Below are 20,662 nucleotides of genomic sequence, written 5' to 3'. Positions count from 1 at the left end.
CCGCAAGACCGGCGCGTCGCCTCGGCACGGGAGTTTCAGGGATGTCAGGTCTTTCCGCCAAGCTCGTGCATACCGAAGGCGAGTCGAACACCTCGGCGGCGCGCGGCGCCTGGTCGGCGCGGCTCGATGATCCGGCGACGCGCGGCCTGCTGAAGCGCGACGCCGACGCCTTCCTGCACCAGAGCCTGTCGAGCCCCTGCGTCACGGCGATCGCCAAGGCGGAGGGCATCTGGATCGAGGACACGGCCGGGCGCCGCTACATGGATTTCCATGGCAACAGCGTCCATCATATCGGCTACGGCCATCCCCGCCTGAAGGCTGCGATCAAGCAGCAGCTCGACGATCTCTGCTTCGCGCCGCGCCGCTTCACCTGCGAGCCGGCGGTCGAGCTGGCCGAGACGCTGGGCCGCCTTGCCCCGGGCGATCTCGGCAAGGTGCTGTTCACGACGGGCGGTTCGGATGCGGTCGAGGTGGCGCTGAGACTCGCGCGCGCCGCCACCGGGCGCTTCAAGACCTTGTCCTTCTGGGATGCCTTTCACGGCGCGGGCTTCGGCGCCTCGAGCGTCGGCGGGGAGGCGACCTTTCGCTCCGGGATTGCCGGGCCGCTCCTGCCGGGCGCAGAGCATGTCGCGCCCTGGGCGAACCATCACTGCGCCTATGGCCATAACAGCCTGGAGGATTCGGCCCGCGCCTGCGCCAGCATGATCTCCTATGTGCTTGGCCGGGAGGGCGATTTCGCGGCCCTCGTCGCCGAGCCGATGCGGGCGACCCCGAACCCGCCGGCACCCGGCTTCTGGAAGCTGGTGCGCGAGGCCTGCGACCGCCATGGCACGCTGCTGATCTTCGACGAGATCCCGACCGGGCTCGGCAAGACCGGCCGCTTCTTCACCAGCGAGCATGACGGGGTGACGCCGGACATCCTCGTCGTCGGCAAGGCGCTCGGCGGCGGCATCTTGCCGATCGCCGCGGCGATCGCGCGGCGCGATCTCGATGTCGCCGGCGATTTCGCGATCGGCCACTACACCCATGAGAAGAACCCGGTGACGACGCGCGCGGCGCTGACCACGATCGCGATCATTCGCGAGGAGGGGCTGCCGGAGCGGGCGACCGAGCTCGGTGGCCAGGCGATGGCGCGTCTGCGCGCCTTCGGCGAAGGCTCGCCCCATGTCGGCGACGTGCGCGGGCGCGGGCTGATGTTCGGGGTCGAGATCGTGGCCGACAAGGCGGATATGGCGCCCGACAACGCGCTCGCCGAACGGGTCTATTATCGCTGCCTCGAAGCCGGGCTGAGCTTCAAGATCAGCCAGGGCAATGTGCTGACGCTCTCGCCGCCTCTGGTGATCCCGCAAGCCGACCTCGACCGCGCGCTCGACATCGTCGAGGCCGCGATCGCGGCGGGCTGAAGCGCCTCTCTCTTCCCTGGCCGAAAGGGTCCGCTATGAAAGCCGTCCGCACGGACCGTGAACTGGAATGCCCCGAGATCGATGCCGGCCTGCGGGCCCGTGGCGTCGAGCTCGTCACCTTGCCCGATGGCATCCCGGAGGCCGCGCTGATCGAGGCCGTCGCCGACGCCGATCTGATCCTGATGTGCTACACGCCGATCACGGCCCGCGTCATCGCGGCTGCGCCCAGGCTCAAGGGCATCGTCAAATACGGTGTCGGCATCGATGCGATCGATATTCCTGCCGCGAGCGCGCGCGGCATCCCGGTCGTCAACGTTCCCGAATATGCCGAGGAGACGGTCGCGGAGGGCGCGTTCGCTCTGATGATCGCGCTGGCCAAGCGCCTGCCCGAGATTGGTCGCGCCATGGCCGCCGATGGCTGGATCTGGCCCGAACAGCGCTGGCTCGGCCGCGATATCGCTGGTTCCACACTCGGGCTCGTCGGTGCCGGCAAGATCGGCCGCAGCATGGCCCGGATGGCGGGGCAGGGGTTCCGGGCCCGGGTTCTCGGTTACGATCCCCATGTCGACGCGGACACGCTCGCGGCATCCGGCATCGAGAAGGTGGACGATCTGCATGCGATGCTGCGCGCATGCGATTTCGTCTCGCTCCATTGCGTGCTGAACGCGGCGACGCGCGGATTGATCGGCCGCGCCGAACTCGCCTGCCTGAAGCCGTCTGCCGTGCTGGTCAACGTCTCCAGGGGAGCGCTGATCGACGAGGCGGCGCTCGTCGAGGCGGTGCTGGCCGGCCGTCTCGGTGGCGTCGGGCTCGACGTCTATTCGACCGAACCGCTGGCCAAGACGGGCCATGTGCTCAGCCCGCTCTTTGGCCGCGACGACGTCATTCTCTTCCCGCACCTGACCTTCTTCACTGTCGAGGCGATGCGGCGCCTCTCGGAGGATACGCTCGCCCGCTGCTTCGAGGTTCTCGGCGGGCGGCCGGTCCAGGTGCGCTCGCGCGATCCGCGCCTGCGGGCGCAGAGCGAGAACGTCGCCTTCGCCTGAGGCGCAATTCGACCTGCCTAGCCCCGCCTGCTCCGCCAAAAGCGCATCGCGCGCCGGGGCGCTTTTGATTAAACTGCCCCCGCCAGACCTTCTCTCTTGATGATGTAGGGAGCGCAGCGATGAAGGCGTCCGTCTTTGCAAGTCGTCCTGCCCCTCTGGATTGCCGGGACCGTCGATGCGCGCCGGTTCTTGCAGCGATTGGCCTCGGACTGGCCCTGGTGCTCGGCTTTGCCCGGGGGGCCGTCGCGCAACAGGCACCCCTGACGGCGATCGACATCGCGCTTGAACCCGACGCGACGATGCTTCAGCGCGCGAAGGACGCCAATGCGCGTCTGCTGAAGTCCTTCCCGAAGGGCTTTGCTCTCGATGAGACGCACCACCCGCACGTCACGCTGGTGCAGCAATTCGTCCGCACGGCGGAACTCGACAAGGTCTTTGCCGCCGCGAACGCGGTTCTGGCCAAGGAAAAGCCGACGTCATGGACGCTGAAGGCGTTCAAATACTATTACATCCCGTCTCCGCCGGTCGGACTCGCGGGGATCGTCGTCGAACCGACAGACGACCTGCATCGGCTGCAGGATGAACTGATCAAGGCCGTTGCGCCCTACACCGCGAAGACCGGGACACCGGCGGCGTTCTTCAGCAGGGATGGCGGGCGGGACATTCAAAAATCCCTGATCGAATATGTCTCCGGCTTCACGACAATCGCGGCGGGCAAGCGTTTCAATCCGCATGTGACGATCGGCGTCGGAACCGAAACCTATTTGAAGACGATGCTGGCTGAGCCTTTCGACGCGTTCACCTTCTCGCCGACCGGCGCATCGGTCTATCAGCTCGGCACCTTTGGCACGGCTCGGAAGGAACTGAAGGCCCTGCCGCTGACGCCTTGAGGCGAGGCTGCTCGGCGAGACGAAGCGGAGCGGCAGTACGGGCAGGCGCGACCTCAAGGCCGTGTCGGCCGACGATCGGCGCTTGGCTGGTCAGCGACGATGCCAACGCAGCGATCTTTCCCGGCGCGCCGGGCTCTTGCCGCCAATGTCTCGCTGTATCGAGGGCTGCGCTGGCCGCCGGCTCCAGGTCGCGATGCTGCCCTTATCCACCGTGAGTGCGGCGCGGGAGCGAGCGCGGAGGCGCTTCTCCGTTTCCCTCCGTTCGGTCGCGATAGAGGGACGCGCGGGCGAGCAGCATGAGGGTGACCGGCGTCGTGACGATCATGAAGACGCCGATCAGGAGTTCATGCACCACGGGCCGGGAGCCCAGCGCCGAGAAGCAGACAATGGACGCGAGCGCGATCGCACCGGTTCCCCAGCTCGTGCCCAGCGTGGGGGCATGAACGCGCTCGAAGAACCTGCGAAAGCGCAATGTTCCGATGGCTCCCAGCAGTGTCAGCCCGGAACCGAGAAGGAGCAGGAAGGCCGTGAGCAGGGACGCCCAGGCGGGGAGGTTCTCGGCATGGGTCATTCGATCACCTCGCCGCGCATGAGAAATTTGGCGAGCGCGATGCTCGATACGAATCCCAGCACTGCGATGATCAGGGCCGCCTCGAAATAGATCGCGCTTCCCGAGCGGATGCCGATCGTCAGCATCAGGAGCATGGCGGTAACGTACATGGCGTCCAGGCAGAGGACCCGGTCCTGCGCTCGCGGCCCCCGGATGACCCTGTAGGCGTAGCACCCCATGGCGGCGACGAGCATGGCCTGGGCGGCCGTTACCGACCACAGGAGGATCGTGGCAGTCATTCGAAAATGTCCATAAGCAGCGCCTCATACCGGTTCTTGATCACGTCGATCCACTCGGCCTCGTCGGCGAGGTCGAGGACATGGAGCAGGAGCACGCCGGAATCGGGGGCATATTCAACCCAGGCTGTCCCCGGCGTGCTGGTAACGATGCATGCCAGCACGGCCAGCGCCGTCTTGTCGCGCAGGTCGAGCGGTATGGCGACGAAGCCCGCGACACGGTCGCGACGATCTCCTCGGATGATGATGCCGGCCACCGCGATGTTCGATCGCAGGATGTCCAGCGTGACGATCCCCAGGAGCTTCGGAAAAAGCTGCCATCGCCTCAGCCGGGGCTTGGATGGATGAAGCGCCGCCATCGCACGGGAGGCTCCGATCGCGACGGTCGCCCCGACGAGGAATTGCCCGGTCGAGAAAGAGGTCAGCAGGAGCCACATCAGCAGCAGCGCTGCGGTCAGAAGCGGATAGGGCAGAAGGCGGTTCATCGCGCACCGCCCGGCAGATGCCCCGTTCCCAGAACGCTCTGGATATAGGTCGACGGGGCGTGAAGGGAACGGGCCGCAGCCTCCGTGTAACTGAGCATCGGACCGCCCCACACGGTCAGGACCGCGCAGAGCGCCAGCAATGCGACGATCGGCGCGACCTCGACCATGACCACGCGCGGAACCAGTTCCTCGAGGGGCGTCCAGAAGATGCGGACGCCGCTGCGCATCATGGCCACCAGGGTCGCAAGGCCCGATAGGATGACCAGCGCAACCAGCAGCCAGATGCTCCCCGGGATCTCGGCGATTGAGCCGAGTCCGTCGGGATTCAACATGCCCGTCAGCATCGCGAACTTGGCGATGAACCCCGATAGCGGCGGCAAGCCCGCGAGCAGGAGCGCGACGCATCCAAACGAGACGCTCAGGATGGCGAGCGCCCCCGGCACGGTCACGCCGACCTCCTGATCCTCGTGCTCCTCGCTCTCGTCCGTCTCGTCGCCATACGCCTCCATGGTGACGGACAACACGTCTGCCGCAGGCTCACGCGACCGCTCGACCAGCTCGATCAGCAGGAAAAAGGCAGCGACGCTGAGGCTCGAACTGACGAGGTAGAACAAGGCTCCCGAGACGACCGCAGTGTTGCCGATGCCGACGGCCGCGAGCAGGGTCCCCGCGGAGATGAGAACGCTGAAGCCGGCGAGCCGGCCCAGCGACTGGGACGATAGCACCCCGGATGTCGCGAAGAGGATCGTCGCCATCCCGCCCCAGAGCAGCACCGTTCCGCCGAACCCTGCCGCGCCCTGGGCCTCCGGAGCGAAAAGCAGCAGGGAGAGGCGCAGAAGCACATAGGTGCCGACCTTGGTGAGCACGACGAAGATCGCGGCAACGGGGGCGGCGGCCGCCATATAGGCGGACGGCAGCCAGAAGCAGAGCGGCCACATGCCCGCCTTGACCAGGAATGCGATGCCAAGGATCGCGACACCGGCGTGAAGGAGCGCCCGGTCCTCTGCGGGCACGCCCGGCAGGCGGACGGCCAGGTCAGCCATGTTCAGCGTTCCGGCGGTCCCATAGATCAGGCTGACGCCGATGAGGAAGAGAAGCGAAGCGGCCAGGTTGATCGCGATATAATGGAGGCCGGCTCGAACCCGGAACGCGCCCGATCCGTGCAGCAGCAGGCCGTAGGACGCCGCCAGCGTGACCTCGAAGAAGACGAAGAGATTGAAGAGGTCGCCCGTGAGGAACGCGCCCCCGAGCCCCATGAGCATGAACTGGAAGAGCGTGTGGAAATGCGGCCCGGCCCGGTGCCAGCGCGCCGTCGAGAAGACCAGAGCGGCGAGCGCCAGCGTGGATGCGAGGGCGAGCATCAGCGCCGACAGCCGATCGAGCACGAGCACGATGGCGAACGGCGCTGGCCAGTTGGCGAGGGCATAGGATGAGGACAGGGCGCCGCCCCCGTCGGCAACCCCGTCCGCCAGTCGCATCAGGACGATCGCCGTCACCAGGAGCAGCACGCCCGACGCAATGCTGAGAAGCGCCTTCAGCGTGTGGCGCAGCTCGTCGATCAGCAGGAGAGCCGCTCCCGTGATCAACGGGAGCAGGATCGGGACGATGAGAAGATGTCTCGTCCAGTCCATCAGTTCGGCTCTCGCCCGTCGACGTGATCGTTGCGGGTCAGCCCGCGGGCGACGAGCAGCACCACGAGCAGGAGCGCGGTCGTGGCAAAGCCGATCACGATCGCCGTGAGCACGAGCGCCTGCGGAACCGGGTCGGCCAGATCCGCCGGATTGCCTGCACCGCCGGGCCCCAGCACGGGGGCTGCACCGACCCGCAACCGGCCCATGCTGAAGATGAAAAGGTTCACCGCATAAGAGAGAAGCGAAAGGCCGATGACGAGCTGATAGGTGCGCGGACGCAGGACCAGCCAGACTCCCGATCCGGTGAGCACGCCTATGGCGATCGCAAGCGTCAGTTCCATCGCTGGCGCTCCTCTTCGAGACGGGCCGCGCGCAGGCGGCGGATGGATTGGTGGGCGATAGCGATCAGCATCAAAACCGTCGCTCCGACCACGACGCCGAACACGCCGAGATCGAACAGGGTGGCGCTCGCCAGCGGGACCTTCCCGACGATCGGCAGCTCCAGATACCGGAAATACGAGGTGAGGAAGGAATCTCCCAGGAGCATCGAGGCCGCCCCGGTGAACGCCGCCAGCAGGAGACCGCCGCCGATCCAGGCAACCGGAAGGATTCGCAGCCTGTCCTCGACCCAGACCGTGCCCGCCGCCATGTATTGCAGGATGAAGCCCGCCGCCATTGCGACACCTGCGGCAAAGCCCCCTCCCGGAGCGTCATGCCCACGCAGGAAGAGATAGGCGGCCAGTACGATTACGACCGGGAACATCCACTGCATGATGACGGACGGCACGTAGAGATATTCCGCCTTCGTCGCTCCGACCTCCGTCTCCGGCTCAGCCTCGTCATTGGACCGCTGGATGCGCTGCTGCTCGGGCCTCTCGATGCTGTCCGGTGCGGGGCGGAAGCGCCGGAGCAGCGCGAATACGCTCAGTGCCACGACGGCGAGGACCGTGATCTCGCCCAGCGTGTCGAAGCCGCGGAAATCGACGAGAATGACGTTGACGACATTCAGGCCGCCGCCTTCGCTATAGGCCTTCTCGACGAAGTATTTCGCGATCGAGTCCGGCGGCGCCCGCGTCATCACCGCGTAGGAGATCGCCGTCATGCCCAGGCCCGCGACGACGGCGATGGCAAGGTCCCGGAAACGGCGCAGGCGCGGTCGCCAGCCTTTCGGTTCGGGCACGTCCTGCGAGCGCTTGGGCAGCCACCGCAGACCGAGCAGGATAAGCACCGTTGTCACGATCTCGACGACGAGCTGGGTGGCCGCAAGGTCCGGCGCAGAAAGCCAGACGAAGGTCAGGCAGGTCACGAGCCCTGTCCCGCCGAGCAGGGCAAGGGCCGCGAGCCGATGGAACTTGGCCTGATAGGCGGCTGCGACGGCGCAGATCATGCCGATGGACCAAAGGCCGGTGAATGCGAAATCCGTCGCCCCATTGCCGTGAGGACCGAAGGAAAGGCCCGAAGCGAGCAGCGGGACGGCTCCTGCGGCGACGGCCACCACCACCACCAGGCGCATCTGGGGCTGAAGGCGACTGGTGCCGAACGCGCCTTCGAACAGATGCGCCCATCGCCACGAAATCGCGACCATGACCCGCTCGAAGATGCGCTGTCCCTGAATCCGACCGAAAAGCGGGGGACGCTCGGAACGTTCGAGGTAAGCGCCGGCGACGCGATACAGCAGCACGCCAGCAACCAGCGCGACGATGCTCATCGCCAGGGGAAGGTTGAAGCCGTGCCACAGAGCCAGGCTGTATGGCGGCGTGGCGTCGCCGAGCACCGACGACACCGCGACATGCAGGAACGGGCCGATGGTGTATGCCGGGAAGACGCCGACGACGAGGCAGGCGACGACCAGGAACATGACCGGGAACCGCATCCAGAACGGCGGCTCGTGGGGTTCGCGGGGAAAACTCTCGGGCGGCGCTCCCAGGAAGATCGAATGGATCAGCCGTAGGGAATAGGTCACGGCCAGCGCGCTGCCGAGCACGGCCGCGTAGGGGGCGGCGGTGTCCAGCCAGGAATCGGCGTGGGTCTCCACGGCCTCGGCGAAGAACATCTCCTTCGACAGGAAGCCGTTCAGCAGCGGTACGCCAGCCATGGCGGCGCAGGCCACCATGGCCAGGGTGCCGGTGATCGGCATGTACCGGAACAGTCCGGAGATCCGCCTCATATCGCGCGTGCCGGTCTCGTGGTCGATGATGCCGGCCGCCATGAACAGCGATGCCTTGAACGTCGCGTGGTTGAGCATGTGGAAGATGGCCGCGCCGGCGGCGAGCGGGCTGCCGAGGCTGAGCAGCAACGTGATCAGGCCCAGATGGCTGATCGTGGAGTAGGCGAGAAGTCCCTTCAGGTCATTCTGGAACATGGCGAGGTAAGCGCCGAGCACGAACGACGTCATTCCCGCGATGCCGAGGATCATGAACCATTCCGGCGTACCGGAGAGCACCGGCCACAGCCGCGCCATCAGGAAGACCCCTGCCTTGACCATGGTGGCCGAATGCAGGAACGCCGATACGGGCGTCGGCGCCGCCATGGCGTTGGGCAGCCAGAAATGAAAGGGAAACTGTGCGCTTTTCGTCAGCGTGCCGAGAAGTATCAGCAGCAGCGCCGGGACGTATAGAGTGTGCGAACGGATGAGGTTGCCCGATCGCAGGACGTCGTCGAGGTCGTAACTGCCCACGATATGACCGATGATCAGCACGCCACCCAGCAGAGCCAGGCCCCCCATGCCCGTGACCGTCATGGCCATGCGAGCGCCGTCGCGCGCTGCCTGGCTCTGCTGCCAGTAGCCGATCAGCAGGAAGGAAAAAATGCTGGTCAGTTCCCAGAACACGACCAGAAGCACCAGGTTGCCCGAAAGGACCACCCCCAGCATCGAGCCCGTGAAGGCCAGAAAGAAAAGGTAGAAACGCCGGACCGGATCGTCGGCGGACATGTAGTACCGGGCGTACATGACGACCAGGACGCCGATACCGCTGACGAGGGCCGCGAAGATCCAGGCGAAGCCATCCATCCTCAGCGTGAAGTTCAGTCCGAGAGACGGGATCCAGTCGATCTGAAACCGGAGGGCATCTCCGCCGCTCACGGATGGGTAGAGCGACAAGGTCAGGACCAGGCAGGCCAGCAAGGTGACGCCGGTAATCCAGGTCACCGGTTCGCGCGAGGCTCCCGGAGACAGGACCACCGCAAGACTGGCAACAAAAGGCAGAATGAGGATCAGCAGTAGCGGGGAAAGTTCCATCATTCTCCTTTGCCTGGGAGGCGTCGTCCGTTCTTAGGCCATCGAAGGTGATCCGCCAACGACGAGCAGATCGCAGGCGCGTTCGAGGAGGTGAGCCCTCGGACGATCCCCGACGTCGTCACGGGGTCGACTGCCACGACTTCGACCCATGGCGGCGCACGAATATCGGCCCCGATCATCGGGATTCGATCGCCCACCGAAAGCCCAAGCAATGTGATGCCGAGAGGCGTGATCACCGATAACTCGGCGGGCGGCCACATTCCGTCTGCGGGATCGATCAAGCGTCGGCGTTCGGGCTGGCCGGTGCCGCCGACACGATAGGTGACGAAGCCATCCAGCAAGACCGTTTGCTCCGGCATATCGTCCGCCTCACGCCACGAGGCGCGGTCCAGCTTGCGCAAAAGCGCCGACGCGAGCGGATGAATGTGCTCGCCGAGCAAACGCGCCAGCTCTTGCAGTCGCACATAATCGCCGGCCGAAAGCGTGGTGACTGGTCGTTTCAATGTGCAAATCATGTTTTCCGCCAGCGGGTTGCAGGCAGTCGTGAGAAAAATGTCTGAATGGGTTGCCGCTCTGAGTGACCAACGCAACCCGCGTTACGCGGGAATGCCAGCCTTTGCCCGGACCGGGCCGCGACGCAGCCGGGTCGGGGTCAGTCCCCCGTGATGGGGCACACCCGCTCGAAGAGAAGCGTTGGGGAATCGATCCACATGAGATGTAGGTGAAAGGTTGCTGTCGCGAAGTCAAGCGAGCTTAATGCGGCTATGGTAAAGTTATATCTTTATGTTTGCGAATGATAATTTCGAATATTGTGGATTTTATTTAGGGTGTATGGGAAATATTGCTTTGGATTGTAAGTTTATATTGATTTTAATATTGTGAATTATCTATCGCCGTGCGCTACAGCGCCGCACCGTGGTTTGATAACACTCGATTCCGTCGATGCCTTTCATGTTTTTCCAGGCCCGTTCGATTGCCAAGCGCGAATCGACGACATGTGGCAGATTGGGATGGCTTCTTCCGCCGACCAGGATTTTTGGCTCCGTTTCCATGACCCGCGACATCGCTGCGCGACGGCATCGCATCATCCTCGACAGTCTCGAAAGACAGGAATCGATCAGCGTCGAGGAACTCGCCCTGTCGCTCGACGTTTCCCGCGAGACGATCCGGCGCGATCTCAAGGCCTTGTCGGCCGAGGGGCTGCTCGCTGTCGTTCACGGCGGAGCGATCCGGGGCGAGCGTTCGGAAGCCTCCTTCGCCAGCCGCCGGACCGTGAACCGCGCAGGCAAGGAGCTGATCGCCACGCTCGCCGCCGCCATGCTGGGCGACGGCATGACCATTCTGCTCGATTCCGGCACCACGACCGAAGCGGTTGTGCGCGCGCTGGCGCGAACGGACCGAAAGCGGCTGGTCGTGCACACCACGTCGCTTGAGAACGCGCGGCTGGCCAGCCGGCTGCAGGGCGCCCGCGTCTTCCTGATCGGTGGCGAATTCGACCCCAACGAGGATGCGACCTCGGGCACGGAGGCCCTGCGGGCGATCGGACGCCTCTCGGCCGATTTCTCCTTCGTCAGCGTCGGCGGCGTCGACGCGGAAGGGCGGCTGACCGACTACACGCGAGCCGGAGCGGCCATCCGGAGCGCTCTCCTGAACGCCGCGGAACAAGGCTTCCTGATGGCCGACAGCAGTAAGTTCGGCCTTGTCCTTCCCAGCCGGATCGGCGGCGACGACGCTTGCGCGGGACTGCTGGTCGACCGGCTTCCGCCAGAGCCGATCGCCGCGAACCTGACCAGGAATGGAGTGCGTCTGATCGTTTCCTGATTTGCCCGTTTTGTGGTTTTTTGTTGTTTTCTGGATTTGGCCTGCTAGGCTGCCTCCATCGCGGAGGCGCTCATGTCCATTCCCACCCAATCTCGTGTCGTCATCATCGGCGGCGGTATCGTCGGCTGTTCCGTCGCCTATCATCTGACCAAGCTCGGCTGGCGCGATGTGCTCCTGCTCGAGCAGGGGCGCCTGTCCTCCGGCACCACCTGGCACGCGGCCGGTCTCGTCGGGCAGCTGCGCAGCCAGTCGAGCATGACGCGCCTGATCCGCTATTCCACCGAGCTCTACGCCTCGCTGGAGCAGGAGACGGAGCTCGCCACGGGCTGGAAGCGCTGCGGCTCGGTTTCGGTCGCACGCACGCCCGAACGGATGACGCAGCTGCGCCGGACCATTTCGGCGGCGCGCGCCCAAGGGGTGGAGATCGAGGAGTTGAGCCCGAAGGAGGCCGGCGAGAAATGGCCGGTGATGCGCACCGACGATCTCGTCGGCGGCGTCTGGCTCCCCGGCGACGGCAAGGCGAACCCATCCGACATCACCCAGGCGCTGGCGCGCGGCGCCCGTAGCCGCGGCGCCATCGTGCGCGAAGGCATCCGCGTCACCGGCATCGAGACCGAGAAGGGCCGGGTGAGGGCGGTGCAGACCGACCAGGGCCGGGTCGAATGCGAGGTCCTGGTCATCTGCGCGGGCCAATGGTCACGCGCGGTCGGGCAGATGTGCGGCGTATCGGTGCCGCTGCATTCGGCCGAGCACATGTACATCGTCACCGGCAAGATCGACGGCGTGACGCCGGACCTGCCGGTGATGCGCGATCCCGATGGCTACACCTACTACAAGGAGGAGGTCGGCGGCCTCGTCATGGGCGGCTTCGAGCCCGATGCGAAGCCCTGGGGCATGGACGGCATCCCCTATCCCTTCGAGTTCCAGCTCCTGCCCGATGACTGGGATCAGTTCGCCATCCTGATGGAAAACGCGCTGCAGCGCGTGCCGGCCCTGGAGACGGCCGAGATCAGGACCTTCCTCAACGGTCCCGAGAGTTTTACGCCCGACAACAACTTCCTCCTGGGCGAGGCTCCGGAAGTGGCGGGCATCTATGTCGGCGCCGGCTTCAACTCGATGGGGATCGCGTCAGCCGGCGGCGCCGGCAGCGCGCTCGCCGAATGGATCGTCGCGGGCGAGGCCACGAGCGATCTCTGGCCCGTCGACATTCGCCGCTTCGCGAATTTCAACAGCAACCCGGCCTGGCTGAAGGATCGCATCAAGGAAACGCTCGGCCTGCACTACGCCATGCCCTGGCCGAACCGCGAACTCGATACCGCAAGGCCCTTCCGCCGCTCGCCGCTCTACGAGCGCCTGGCCGCCAAGCAGGCTGTCTTCGGCTCCAAGATGGGGTGGGAACGCGCGAATTATTTCGCCCGCACCGAGGATGAGCGCACGATCCGCTATTCCTTCGGCCAGCAGAACTGGTTCGAAACGGTCGCAGCAGAACACCGCGCCTGCCGCGAGGCCGCGGGGCTTGTGGACATGAGCAGCTTCGCCAAATTCCTGCTTCAGGGTCCGCAGGCCGAAGCGGCCTTGCAGCGCCTCTCCGCCAATGATGTGGCGGTCCCGGTGGGCAGCTCGATCTACACGGCCTTGCTCAATGCGCGCGGCACCTTCGAAAGCGACCTCACGGCCGCCCGTATCGCGCCCGACACCTATCTGCTCCTGACCGGCACCGCCCAGGCGACGCGCGACGCGCACTGGATCAGGCGCCAGCTCCCGGAGGGAGCAACGCTGACGGACGTGACATCGGCCTATGCCGTGCTCTCGCTGGCGGGCCCGAAGGTCGTCGAGATCCTCGCCCGCGTCTCGCCCGTCTCCTTCGATCCCGTCGATTTCCCGGCCAATGCGATCCGGCAGATCACCATCGGCTATGCCACGACCTGGGCCTGCCGCCGCTCCTATCTGGGGGACGGCTTCGAACTCTACGTGCCGGCGGAATTCGCAGCCGCGATCTACGATCTGCTGCACGAGGCCGGAGCCGATCTCGGTCTCGTCGATGTCGGATATTACGCGGTCGACTCGCTGCGCATCGAGAAGGGCTTCCGCGCCTGGGGACGCGAGCTGACGCCGGACATCAATCCCTACGAGGCCGGCCTCGGCTTTGCCGTGAAGCTGAACAAGGGCGATTTCATCGGCCGCGACGCCCTCACCATTGCCCGCGCGGCGCCACGCACCAAGCGGCTGGTCGCGCTTGTCGGCCCCCGTCCAAACGGCCAGATGGCCTGGGGCGGCGAGGCGATCCTGGCGGATGGCAGGCCGGTCGGCGAGATCACCTCCGCGGCCTTCGGCGCAAGCGTCGACGGTATCGTCGCGCTCGGCTGGGCCCAGAGCCAAGAGCCGATCGACCAGGCCTGGCTCGACGCGCGCAACTGGACGATCGATCTCGCGGGCACGGCGATCCCCGTCACGGCGAGCCTCGCTGCACCGCTCGACCGCAGGCCCGCGGAGCTCAAGGGATGACCGATCTCACGCCGCTCGCCCCCGCCATCCCCAGGGACGTCGTCCTGCGCAAGCCCGCCCGTGTCCTCAACCTTGCCTGCGAGGACCGGCCCGGCATCGTGCATGCCGTCAGCGGCGTGCTCTATCGGCACGGCTGCAACATCCTGGAAAGCGCGCAGTTCAGCGATCCGCGCGACGCCCGCTTCTTCATGCGCGTCGCCTTCGCCGCCGGCGATCGTTTCGACGACACGGCCTTTCGACGCGAGTTCGACGGCGTGGCCGGCACCTTCCAGATGAGCTGGGAGGCGGTCGACACGGCCCGCCCGGCCCGCGTCCTGCTGATGGTGTCACGCTTCGGCCATTGCCTGAACGATCTGCTCTTCCGCCAGGCGACGGGGAATCTCAACATCACGATTCCCGCGATCGCCTCGAACCACCGGGATTTCGAGCCGCTGGCGCAGAATTACGGCATCCCGTTCCATTATCTGCCGGTCACGGCGGAGACCAAGGCGGAGCAGGAGGCAAAGCTGCTGGAGTTGGTTGCGCAGACCGATGCGTCGCTGGTCGTGCTCGCCCGCTATATGCAGGTGCTCTCCAATGATCTCTGCCGTGCGCTCGACGGGCGGGCGATCAACATCCACCATTCCTTCCTGCCGAGCTTCAAGGGCGCCAGGCCTTACCATCAGGCCTATGACCGCGGCGTGAAGCTGATCGGCGCGACGGCTCATTACGTCACCCCCGATCTGGACGAAGGCCCGATCATCGACCAGGACGTCGCGCGTGCCGATCATTCGCTGGCTCCCGACGATCTCGTCAGCGTCGGGCGCGACATCGAGGCGGTCGTGCTCGCGCGTGCGCTGCGCCTGCATATCGAGCGGCGGGTAATGCTGGCCGGCCGGCGGACCGTCATTTTCCGCTAGGGCTCTTCCGATGAAAATCGGATTCACCTGCAATCCCTTATCCCTTCGTCTTCACGCAATTTCGGAGGCAAGGCCGCTCCCCGGTCTTGCGGGAATTGCGCCAGATCATCTGTGTTCGCATCGGCTTTGTCCCGAAAACCGCAATCCACTTTTCGGGCCGATGCCTTAGGAGCGCCCGCATGCTGGCAAGCCCTGGCACCCCGCCGCTCCGCAGCGCGGCCAGCAGCCGGAGCATCCTGTGAGCGCCCGCATCCTCGATGGCCGGGAGATCGCGCGCGACATCCGGGCTGATACCGCCCTGCGGGTGGCTGAGCTTACCGCCAAGGCCGGAATCGTGCCGCATCTGGTGGTGATCCTTGTCGGTGGGAATCCCGCCTCTCGCGTCTATGTCGAGAATAAGATCCGCGCCTGCGCCGAGGTCGGCATCAGGTCCACCCTCGTCACGCTCGATCCCGGAATTGCGGCGCAGGACCTCATCGCTGAGATCGAGCGCCTGAACCGCTCTCCTGATGTCCACGGCATTCTCGTTCAGCTGCCGCTGCCGCCGCACCATGATATCCAGGCGGTCTTGCGGGCGATCTCGGTCCACAAGGACGTCGATGGCTTCCATCTCTACAATGTCGGCGGCCTGGTCGTCGGCCGGACGATCTTCTCGCCCTGCACGCCCTATGGCGTGATGCGGATGCTCGATCATGCCGGGATTCCGGTCGAAGGCCGCAATGTCACGATCGTCGGAGCCAGCAACATCGTGGGCAAGCCGATGGCCCTGATGATGATGGCGCGCGACGCGACCGTCTCGGTCTGTCATGCCAAGACACGCGATCTCGCCCAGTACACCATTCTGGCGGACATCCTGATCGTGGCGGCCGGGGTGCCCAGGCTGATCGGTGCGCAGATGGTTCGTACCGGAGCGGTCGTGATCGATGTCGGGATCAACCGGGATCCGCAGGGCAGGCTGCAGGGCGATGTCGATTTCGACGCCGTCAGGGAAAGGGCGTCCTACATCACGCCGGTTCCGGGCGGCGTCGGTCCGATGACGGTCACCATGCTGCTGGTGAACACGGTCTCGGCGGCGGAACGGATCGCCGAAGGCGGGCGCGCGCTCATGCTGCCGGAGCAGCCTGACGGCGGACCCGGGCGGCTGACGGGCCGCCCAGGCGCGGACGCCGCCTGAGCCGGCACGGCGTCGTCGCATTCGACAGGCAGACCAAACCGGCGCCCGATCGGGCAGGGCGCACGTGCTAGCCGCCTGCTTTCACTCAGCCTGCCGTCACTCGGCCGCCCGCATCAGGCGGCTTCCCATCAGCGCTCCCCTCTGTTCGAGAAGCCCGTGCACGGTGGCGGCGATATGGGCGTCGATGCGCTTCAGATCGCGCGCGATATCAAGCTGCAGGGCGCTGACGATCACGGCCTCGCGGCTGCCGGTGCGCATCTCGGCGAGATGGGCCTCGATCGCCCCTCGCTCCAGCTCGCGAAAAGTTTCCTTCTCGCGCACGATCCGGCGCGCGGTGGCTTCGTCCTGCGAGATGAAGACCGTGAGCGCCAGGCGCAGATGGTCCCGCAACCGGTCATGCGTCTCGGCAATGCGGGCAAGCGCATCCTCGGGCAACCGCCGCTGGTCGCGGATGCGTTTGCCGGCCATCTGCATCAGGTTCTTCTCGATGATGTCGCCGATATGCTCGAGATTGATCGCCAATGTGAGCACCTCCGAGAGCCGGTGCTCGTCGGCCTGCGACAGCGTCTCATGCGCGATCGCGCCGACATAGAGCTGGATCTGATTATAGAGGTTGTCGAGCACGTCGTCGGCCCGGCTGACCTCGGCCACACGGGCCGGATCGTCGCCCTCGAACGCCATCAGCGACGTCTTCAGCATCCCGTCGACGACATCGGCCATATGCAGCACTTCACGGGTCGCATTGGCGAGCGCGAGCGTCGGTGTGGTGAGCGCAGCAGTGTCGAGATAGCGCGGGCGCGCTGGGTCGGCCTCCGGCGCGGGATCGGGAAACAGCCGCGTCAGAACGCGCGCGAAGGCCGGCAGCGGCACAAGGAAGAGCACAGCCATCACGATGTTGAAGGCAAGGTGGAACAGCGCCGCAGATTGCGCGGGATGGCTCGCGAACCGCTCCACGACCGGTGTCAGCACGGGCAGGAGCAGCAGGCCGGCGGCGCAGCCCAGGATGCGGTTGGCGAGGTTGCCCACCGGCACGCGTTTGGCCGCGGCATTGCCGTTCATGGCCTGGACCAGCGGATTGAGCGCCGTGCCGAGATTGCAGCCCAGCACCATCGCCAGCATGGTCTGGGTTCCCACGACCCCGGTCGCAGCGAGGCTCATCACGACCAGAATCGCGGCAAGCGAGGAATGGGCGGCAAAGCTGAGCACCGCAGCCAGGAGCAGGGCGATCAGCGGATCGTCCGAGAGCGCACCGAGAACCGTGCGCAGTACCTGCGAGTGCTCGACCGGCGCCATGGTGGCCTGCATCAGGCGCAGGGACAGCAGCATCAGGCCCAGCCCGAACAGCGCCTTCGCCATTTCATTGGCGGCCAACCGGCCAAAACGGCGCATGCCGAGATAGCCGACGAGGAGCAGGAGCGGCACCATCATGCTGGTGTCGAAGCCGACGAGCTGCACGATCAGCGTCGTCCCGACATTGGCGCCGAGCATCATCGCCAGGGCCGGCGCCAGCGCGATCAGGCCGGCACCGGAGAACGAGGCGATCATCATCGCGGTCGCCGTGCTGGATTGCAGGCCAGCCGTCACCATGAGCCCCGCGCCGAAGGCCCGCCAGCGACTGTCGAGACCTGTCGCCAGCAGCGCGCGCAAGCGGCTGCCGAAGGCGGCCGATACGCCCGCCGTCACCAGCTGCACGCTCCAGAGCAGCAGGGCGACCTCGCCGGCGAGCGCAAGCAGGATCTGGGTCGGCGTCTGCGCTGACATGGTCACGTTCTCCCGCGCGCCGCTAAAGCATCGGCCCGAAAAGTGGGTTGCGGTTTTCGGTAAAGCCGATGCGCCACAGAAGGCTGGAGCATCGGACCGGATTCGATATCCGGTCCGATGATCTAGCGTTGCCGCCAGTGCTGCAGGCGGCCGAAGACCAGGCGGTCGAGGCCGGCATGGGCGAGTTTCACGGCAATGGCCGTGAACATGATGATGCTCGCCATGCCGGCCGCTGACGCCATGGCGCCCGCCTCATCCATATGGACGATCGCAATGGAGGCGAGCTTGGTGTCGGCGCCATAGAGGAAGATCACGGCCGAGACCGTGGTCAGTGCGTTGACGAAGACATAGACCGCGATGTCGAGGATCGCGGGCATGCAGATCGGCGCGGTCACCCGGCGGAATGTCGACCAGAACGGCACTTTGAGCGAGGCTGAAACCGACTCGAACTCGCTGTCTAGCTGCTTCAGGCTCGTCAGCGCCGTGATGTGCCCGACCGTGTAGAAATGGGCGATGGTGTTGATCACGAGGATCGTCAGCGTCCCGTAGAGGAAGCCGAGCGGATTCCAGCCCGCATTGAAGAAGAAGACATAGCCGAGGCCGAGCACCAGGCCGGGCACGGCCATGGGCAGCATCGCCAGGAACTGGGCGAAGGCGCGCAGCCGCGGGTAGAGCTTCACCTTCTCGATCAGATAGGCGCCGGTGAAGATCAGCGTCGTGCCGATCACCGCCGTCAGGGACGCGAGCAGCAACGAGTTGCCATAGGTCTTCCAGCCATCGGGCTCGACGGCGGCGAAGTCGTAATTGCTCAGCGTCAGCGACAGGTTATAGGGCCAGTATTTGACGAAGGAGCCCCAGAAGGCGATCGCGTAGGGGCTGACGATCGCGAAGGCGATCACAGCGACGAAGCCGAGCAGGGCGAGATCGCGGCGCGGGTCACGCCGCGGCACATAGGGGACGGCGCGGGCCGAGAGCATGGCGCCCTGGCGCCGTTGCACCACGCGGTCCACGAAGAAGGCAAGCACCGCCGGCACCAGCAGGATGATGCCGACCACGGCGCCCATCGGGAAATTCTGCTGGCCGACGACCTGCTTGTAGGCATCGGTCGCCAGCACGTTGAACTGTCCGCCGATCACCTTGGGAATGCCGAAATCGGTGATGACCAGCGTGAAGACGACGAAGACGGCGCTGATCACGCCATAGCGCGCGCCGGGAAGGGTGATCGTCCGGAAAATGCGCCAGCGCGAGGTGCCCATCGCCTCCGCCGCCTCGCGCAGCCGTCCGTCCGAAAGGGCGAGCGCCGTGACGAGGATCAGCATGGCGTGCGGAAAGCTGTAGAGCGCTTCGGCCGCGACGATGCCGACCGGGCCGTAGAGCGAGGCGCCCATCATCCAGGACTTGAGCAGCCCCTGGTTGCCGAAGACATAGATCAGCGCGAGGCCCGACAGCAGGGACGGCGCGAAGACCGGGATCATCGCCGCCGCATAGAAGACGCCCTTGCCCGGAATGCAGCTGCGGCGCAGCGCATAGGCGTAGAGAAAAGCGAGCGGCACCACGATCACCGTGGTCGCACTGGCGACCGCGAGGCTGTTGAGCAGCGAGAAGAACAGTGTCGGCGTCGTCGCATAGCTGACGAAATTCGCCAGGCCGACGAAGCGCCCGTGCGTGTCCTCGAGACTCTTGGAAAGGAGCGCCCAGAGGGGAAGGGCGATGATCAGGACCAAAACCGCGCAGAGCGCGACGATCAGGACCGCGGCGACATGGCGCTCGCTGATCCGTACTGGCGATATCTTCACGGATGCATCGACCATCGTCAGCCGCGGTGCGAGGTCGCTCATCGTGCGCCTCCCGCAAAGACATGCAAGGCCTCGGGCGGAAAGGCGACGGCGCGGACCTGTCCCGTCGTGATGCCGAGATCGCGCATCGCATTGGCCGAGAAATCGGCCGCGATCCGGGTCGAACGGGAGCTGGTCGGCTCCAGATGCGCCCGGCAATAGGAACCGAGGAAGGACAGGTCCCCGATCCGCGCTTCGAAGCGGTTGGGCGTATCCTCGCCGATGCTGCGGGTGCGAACCTCTTCCGGCCGCATCGCCAGGCGCACCGGCGTTCCCACGGCGAAGGGGGCCGCATTGGCGACGAGCAGGTCGAGCTCATCGACACGGACCCGGCCCGGCCCGGTCACGATCGCATCCATGAAGGTCATGTGCCCGACGAAATCGGCGACGAAGGGCGTGGCGGGGCGCCGGTAGATCTCTTCTGGCGTGCCGACCTGCTCGACTTCACCGTCCCGCATCACGACGATGCGGTCGGCCATCGCGAGCGCCTCCTCCTGGTCATGCGTCACCATGATCGTGGTCACGCCGAGCCGCTGCTGCAGCGAGCGCATTTCGTCGCGCAGGCGCACCCGGACCTTGGCGTCGAGGGCCGAAAGCGGTTCGTCGAGCAGCAGCAGCTCCGGCGAGGTGGCAAGCGCGCGCGCCAGCGCCACGCGCTGCTGCTGCCCGCCCGAAAGCTGGACCGGGTATTTCTTGCCCTGCTCGGGCAGGCCGACGAGCGTCAGCAGCTCCTCGACGCGGCGGGCGATCTCGGTCGACGAGCGACGGCGGTTGACGAGGCCGTAGCCGATATTGTCGGTGACGGTGAGATTGGGGAAGAGCGCGTAGGACTGGAAGACGATGCCGAAATCACGCTCCGACGGGCTGGCCCGCGACACGTCGCGCCCGCCCATCAGGATGGTGCCGCCATCCTGCTGGTCGAGGCCGGCGATGGCCCGCAGCAATGTCGTCTTGCCGCAGCCGGACGGTCCGAGAAAGCAGACGAACTCGCCGCGGCGGATGTCGAGATCGATATCGTGCAGCGCCCGGAACGCGCCGTAATTCTTGGCGAGATCGCGGATCGAGAGGAATGGAGGCGAAGTCGTGGACATGATGCCGACCTTCATCTGAACGGGCAGTGATCAGGCT

General features: G+C 65.9%; 17 protein-coding genes. 7 read left to right on the top strand and 10 right to left on the bottom strand.

Features of this window, described 5'->3' with window-relative positions:
* Positions 1 to 41: 41 nt before the first annotated feature.
* From pbfA to BIWAKO_RS29750, 3 genes are all read left to right on the top strand, one after another.
* Entirely contained in the window at positions 42 to 1,403 is a 1,362-nt protein-coding gene (gene pbfA, locus BIWAKO_RS29760) for a (R)-1-hydroxy-2-aminoethylphosphonate ammonia-lyase (RefSeq protein WP_069881712.1), read from the top strand.
* A gap of 35 nt (positions 1,404 to 1,438) precedes the next feature.
* Positions 1,439 to 2,449 carry a 2-hydroxyacid dehydrogenase gene (locus tag BIWAKO_RS29755; RefSeq protein WP_069881711.1) on the top strand — a complete coding sequence of 337 codons (1,011 nt, stop codon included), beginning with the start codon at positions 1,439 to 1,441 and terminating at the stop codon, positions 2,447 to 2,449.
* A gap of 119 nt (positions 2,450 to 2,568) precedes the next feature.
* The gene (locus tag BIWAKO_RS29750; RefSeq protein ID WP_069881710.1) at positions 2,569 to 3,339 is read left to right on the top strand and encodes a 2'-5' RNA ligase family protein; all 771 of its coding nucleotides are present in this window, start codon (positions 2,569 to 2,571) and stop codon (positions 3,337 to 3,339) included.
* 202 nt (positions 3,340 to 3,541) lie between these two features.
* Here BIWAKO_RS29750 and mnhG read toward each other — a convergent pair whose 3' ends face one another.
* Genes mnhG through BIWAKO_RS29715 form a run of 7 tightly spaced genes read right to left on the bottom strand, consistent with a single transcriptional unit; the run spans position 3,542 to position 10,042 of the window.
* On the bottom strand, positions 3,542 to 3,910 hold the full coding sequence (mnhG, locus tag BIWAKO_RS29745; protein ID WP_069881709.1) for a monovalent cation/H(+) antiporter subunit G: 369 nt from the start codon (positions 3,908 to 3,910) through the stop codon (positions 3,542 to 3,544).
* Entirely contained in the window at positions 3,907 to 4,188 is a 282-nt protein-coding gene (locus BIWAKO_RS29740; RefSeq protein ID WP_069881708.1) for a K+/H+ antiporter subunit F, read from the bottom strand. Before BIWAKO_RS29740 ends, mnhG begins: the two co-directional genes overlap by 4 nt.
* Complete coding sequence (locus BIWAKO_RS29735; protein WP_069881707.1) at positions 4,185 to 4,670, bottom strand: Na+/H+ antiporter subunit E; 486 nt, start codon at positions 4,668 to 4,670, stop codon at positions 4,185 to 4,187. Before BIWAKO_RS29735 ends, BIWAKO_RS29740 begins: the two co-directional genes overlap by 4 nt.
* Complete coding sequence (locus BIWAKO_RS29730; RefSeq protein WP_069881706.1) at positions 4,667 to 6,301, bottom strand: monovalent cation/H+ antiporter subunit D; 1,635 nt, start codon at positions 6,299 to 6,301, stop codon at positions 4,667 to 4,669. Before BIWAKO_RS29730 ends, BIWAKO_RS29735 begins: the two co-directional genes overlap by 4 nt.
* On the bottom strand, positions 6,301 to 6,642 hold the full coding sequence (locus BIWAKO_RS29725; protein ID WP_069881705.1) for a Na+/H+ antiporter subunit C: 342 nt from the start codon (positions 6,640 to 6,642) through the stop codon (positions 6,301 to 6,303). Before BIWAKO_RS29725 ends, BIWAKO_RS29730 begins: the two co-directional genes overlap by 1 nt.
* Positions 6,633 to 9,539 (bottom strand): monovalent cation/H+ antiporter subunit A, encoded by a 2,907-nt coding sequence (locus BIWAKO_RS29720; protein WP_371332234.1) that lies wholly within the window; start codon positions 9,537 to 9,539, stop codon positions 6,633 to 6,635. Before BIWAKO_RS29720 ends, BIWAKO_RS29725 begins: the two co-directional genes overlap by 10 nt.
* Positions 9,539 to 10,042 (bottom strand): GreA/GreB family elongation factor, encoded by a 504-nt coding sequence (locus BIWAKO_RS29715; RefSeq protein ID WP_141740289.1) that lies wholly within the window; start codon positions 10,040 to 10,042, stop codon positions 9,539 to 9,541. The genes BIWAKO_RS29720 and BIWAKO_RS29715 overlap by 1 nt, the downstream gene beginning before the upstream one ends.
* A 547-nt stretch (positions 10,043 to 10,589) precedes the next feature.
* Here BIWAKO_RS29715 and BIWAKO_RS29710 point away from each other — a divergent pair.
* The 4 genes from BIWAKO_RS29710 (at position 10,590) to BIWAKO_RS29690 (ending at position 15,938) form a co-directional block, all read left to right on the top strand.
* Complete coding sequence (locus BIWAKO_RS29710) at positions 10,590 to 11,360, top strand: DeoR/GlpR family DNA-binding transcription regulator (RefSeq protein ID WP_069882920.1); 771 nt, start codon at positions 10,590 to 10,592, stop codon at positions 11,358 to 11,360.
* Positions 11,361 to 11,432: 72 nt separating this feature from the next.
* Positions 11,433 to 13,865: a GcvT family protein gene (locus BIWAKO_RS29705; protein WP_069881702.1), complete on the top strand. Its 2,433-nt coding sequence runs from the start codon at positions 11,433 to 11,435 to the stop codon at positions 13,863 to 13,865.
* On the top strand, positions 13,862 to 14,764 hold the full coding sequence (purU, locus tag BIWAKO_RS29700; protein WP_069881701.1) for a formyltetrahydrofolate deformylase: 903 nt from the start codon (positions 13,862 to 13,864) through the stop codon (positions 14,762 to 14,764). Before BIWAKO_RS29705 ends, purU begins: the two co-directional genes overlap by 4 nt.
* Before the next feature lie 238 nt (positions 14,765 to 15,002).
* The gene (locus BIWAKO_RS29690) at positions 15,003 to 15,938 is read left to right on the top strand and encodes a bifunctional 5,10-methylenetetrahydrofolate dehydrogenase/5,10-methenyltetrahydrofolate cyclohydrolase (RefSeq protein ID WP_069881699.1); all 936 of its coding nucleotides are present in this window, start codon (positions 15,003 to 15,005) and stop codon (positions 15,936 to 15,938) included.
* A 96-nt stretch (positions 15,939 to 16,034) separates the two neighbouring features.
* Here the strand turns inward: BIWAKO_RS29690 and BIWAKO_RS29685 are convergent, their stop codons facing one another.
* From BIWAKO_RS29685 to BIWAKO_RS29675, 3 genes are all read right to left on the bottom strand, one after another.
* The gene (locus BIWAKO_RS29685; protein ID WP_069881698.1) at positions 16,035 to 17,699 is read right to left on the bottom strand and encodes a Na/Pi cotransporter family protein; all 1,665 of its coding nucleotides are present in this window, start codon (positions 17,697 to 17,699) and stop codon (positions 16,035 to 16,037) included.
* Positions 17,700 to 17,821: 122 nt separating this feature from the next.
* Positions 17,822 to 19,537, bottom strand: a complete 1,716-nt coding sequence (locus tag BIWAKO_RS29680) for a putative 2-aminoethylphosphonate ABC transporter permease subunit (protein ID WP_074471634.1) — start codon at positions 19,535 to 19,537, stop codon at positions 17,822 to 17,824.
* Positions 19,534 to 20,625: a putative 2-aminoethylphosphonate ABC transporter ATP-binding protein gene (locus BIWAKO_RS29675; RefSeq protein WP_069882918.1), complete on the bottom strand. Its 1,092-nt coding sequence runs from the start codon at positions 20,623 to 20,625 to the stop codon at positions 19,534 to 19,536. Before BIWAKO_RS29675 ends, BIWAKO_RS29680 begins: the two co-directional genes overlap by 4 nt.
* Positions 20,626 to 20,662: the final 37 nt, after the last annotated feature.

The organism is Bosea sp. BIWAKO-01 (assembly GCF_001748145.1).
Classification (GTDB): domain Bacteria; phylum Pseudomonadota; class Alphaproteobacteria; order Rhizobiales; family Beijerinckiaceae; genus Allobosea.
Note: the sequence above shows the minus strand (reverse complement) of the source record. Positions and strands in the feature narration are given on the sequence as shown.

Coding starts and splice junctions, on each gene's coding strand:
- BIWAKO_RS29725 (WP_069881705.1), bottom strand. CDS start 6,642: ATGGAACTGACGCTTGCGATCGCCATAGGCGTGCTCACCGGATCGGGA.
- BIWAKO_RS29710 (WP_069882920.1), top strand. CDS start 10,590: ATGACCCGCGACATCGCTGCGCGACGGCATCGCATCATCCTCGACAGT.
- BIWAKO_RS29720 (WP_371332234.1), bottom strand. CDS start 9,539: ATGGAACTTTCCCCGCTACTGCTGATCCTCATTCTGCCTTTTGTTGCC.
- BIWAKO_RS29730 (WP_069881706.1), bottom strand. CDS start 6,301: ATGGACTGGACGAGACATCTTCTCATCGTCCCGATCCTGCTCCCGTTG.
- BIWAKO_RS29750 (WP_069881710.1), top strand. CDS start 2,569: ATGAAGGCGTCCGTCTTTGCAAGTCGTCCTGCCCCTCTGGATTGCCGG.
- BIWAKO_RS29680 (WP_074471634.1), bottom strand. CDS start 19,537: ATGAGCGACCTCGCACCGCGGCTGACGATGGTCGATGCATCCGTGAAG.
- purU (WP_069881701.1), top strand. CDS start 13,862: ATGACCGATCTCACGCCGCTCGCCCCCGCCATCCCCAGGGACGTCGTC.
- BIWAKO_RS29685 (WP_069881698.1), bottom strand. CDS start 17,699: ATGTCAGCGCAGACGCCGACCCAGATCCTGCTTGCGCTCGCCGGCGAG.
- pbfA (WP_069881712.1), top strand. CDS start 42: ATGTCAGGTCTTTCCGCCAAGCTCGTGCATACCGAAGGCGAGTCGAAC.
- BIWAKO_RS29675 (WP_069882918.1), bottom strand. CDS start 20,625: ATGTCCACGACTTCGCCTCCATTCCTCTCGATCCGCGATCTCGCCAAG.
- BIWAKO_RS29755 (WP_069881711.1), top strand. CDS start 1,439: ATGAAAGCCGTCCGCACGGACCGTGAACTGGAATGCCCCGAGATCGAT.
- BIWAKO_RS29705 (WP_069881702.1), top strand. CDS start 11,433: ATGTCCATTCCCACCCAATCTCGTGTCGTCATCATCGGCGGCGGTATC.
- BIWAKO_RS29735 (WP_069881707.1), bottom strand. CDS start 4,670: ATGAACCGCCTTCTGCCCTATCCGCTTCTGACCGCAGCGCTGCTGCTG.
- BIWAKO_RS29740 (WP_069881708.1), bottom strand. CDS start 4,188: ATGACTGCCACGATCCTCCTGTGGTCGGTAACGGCCGCCCAGGCCATG.
- mnhG (WP_069881709.1), bottom strand. CDS start 3,910: ATGACCCATGCCGAGAACCTCCCCGCCTGGGCGTCCCTGCTCACGGCC.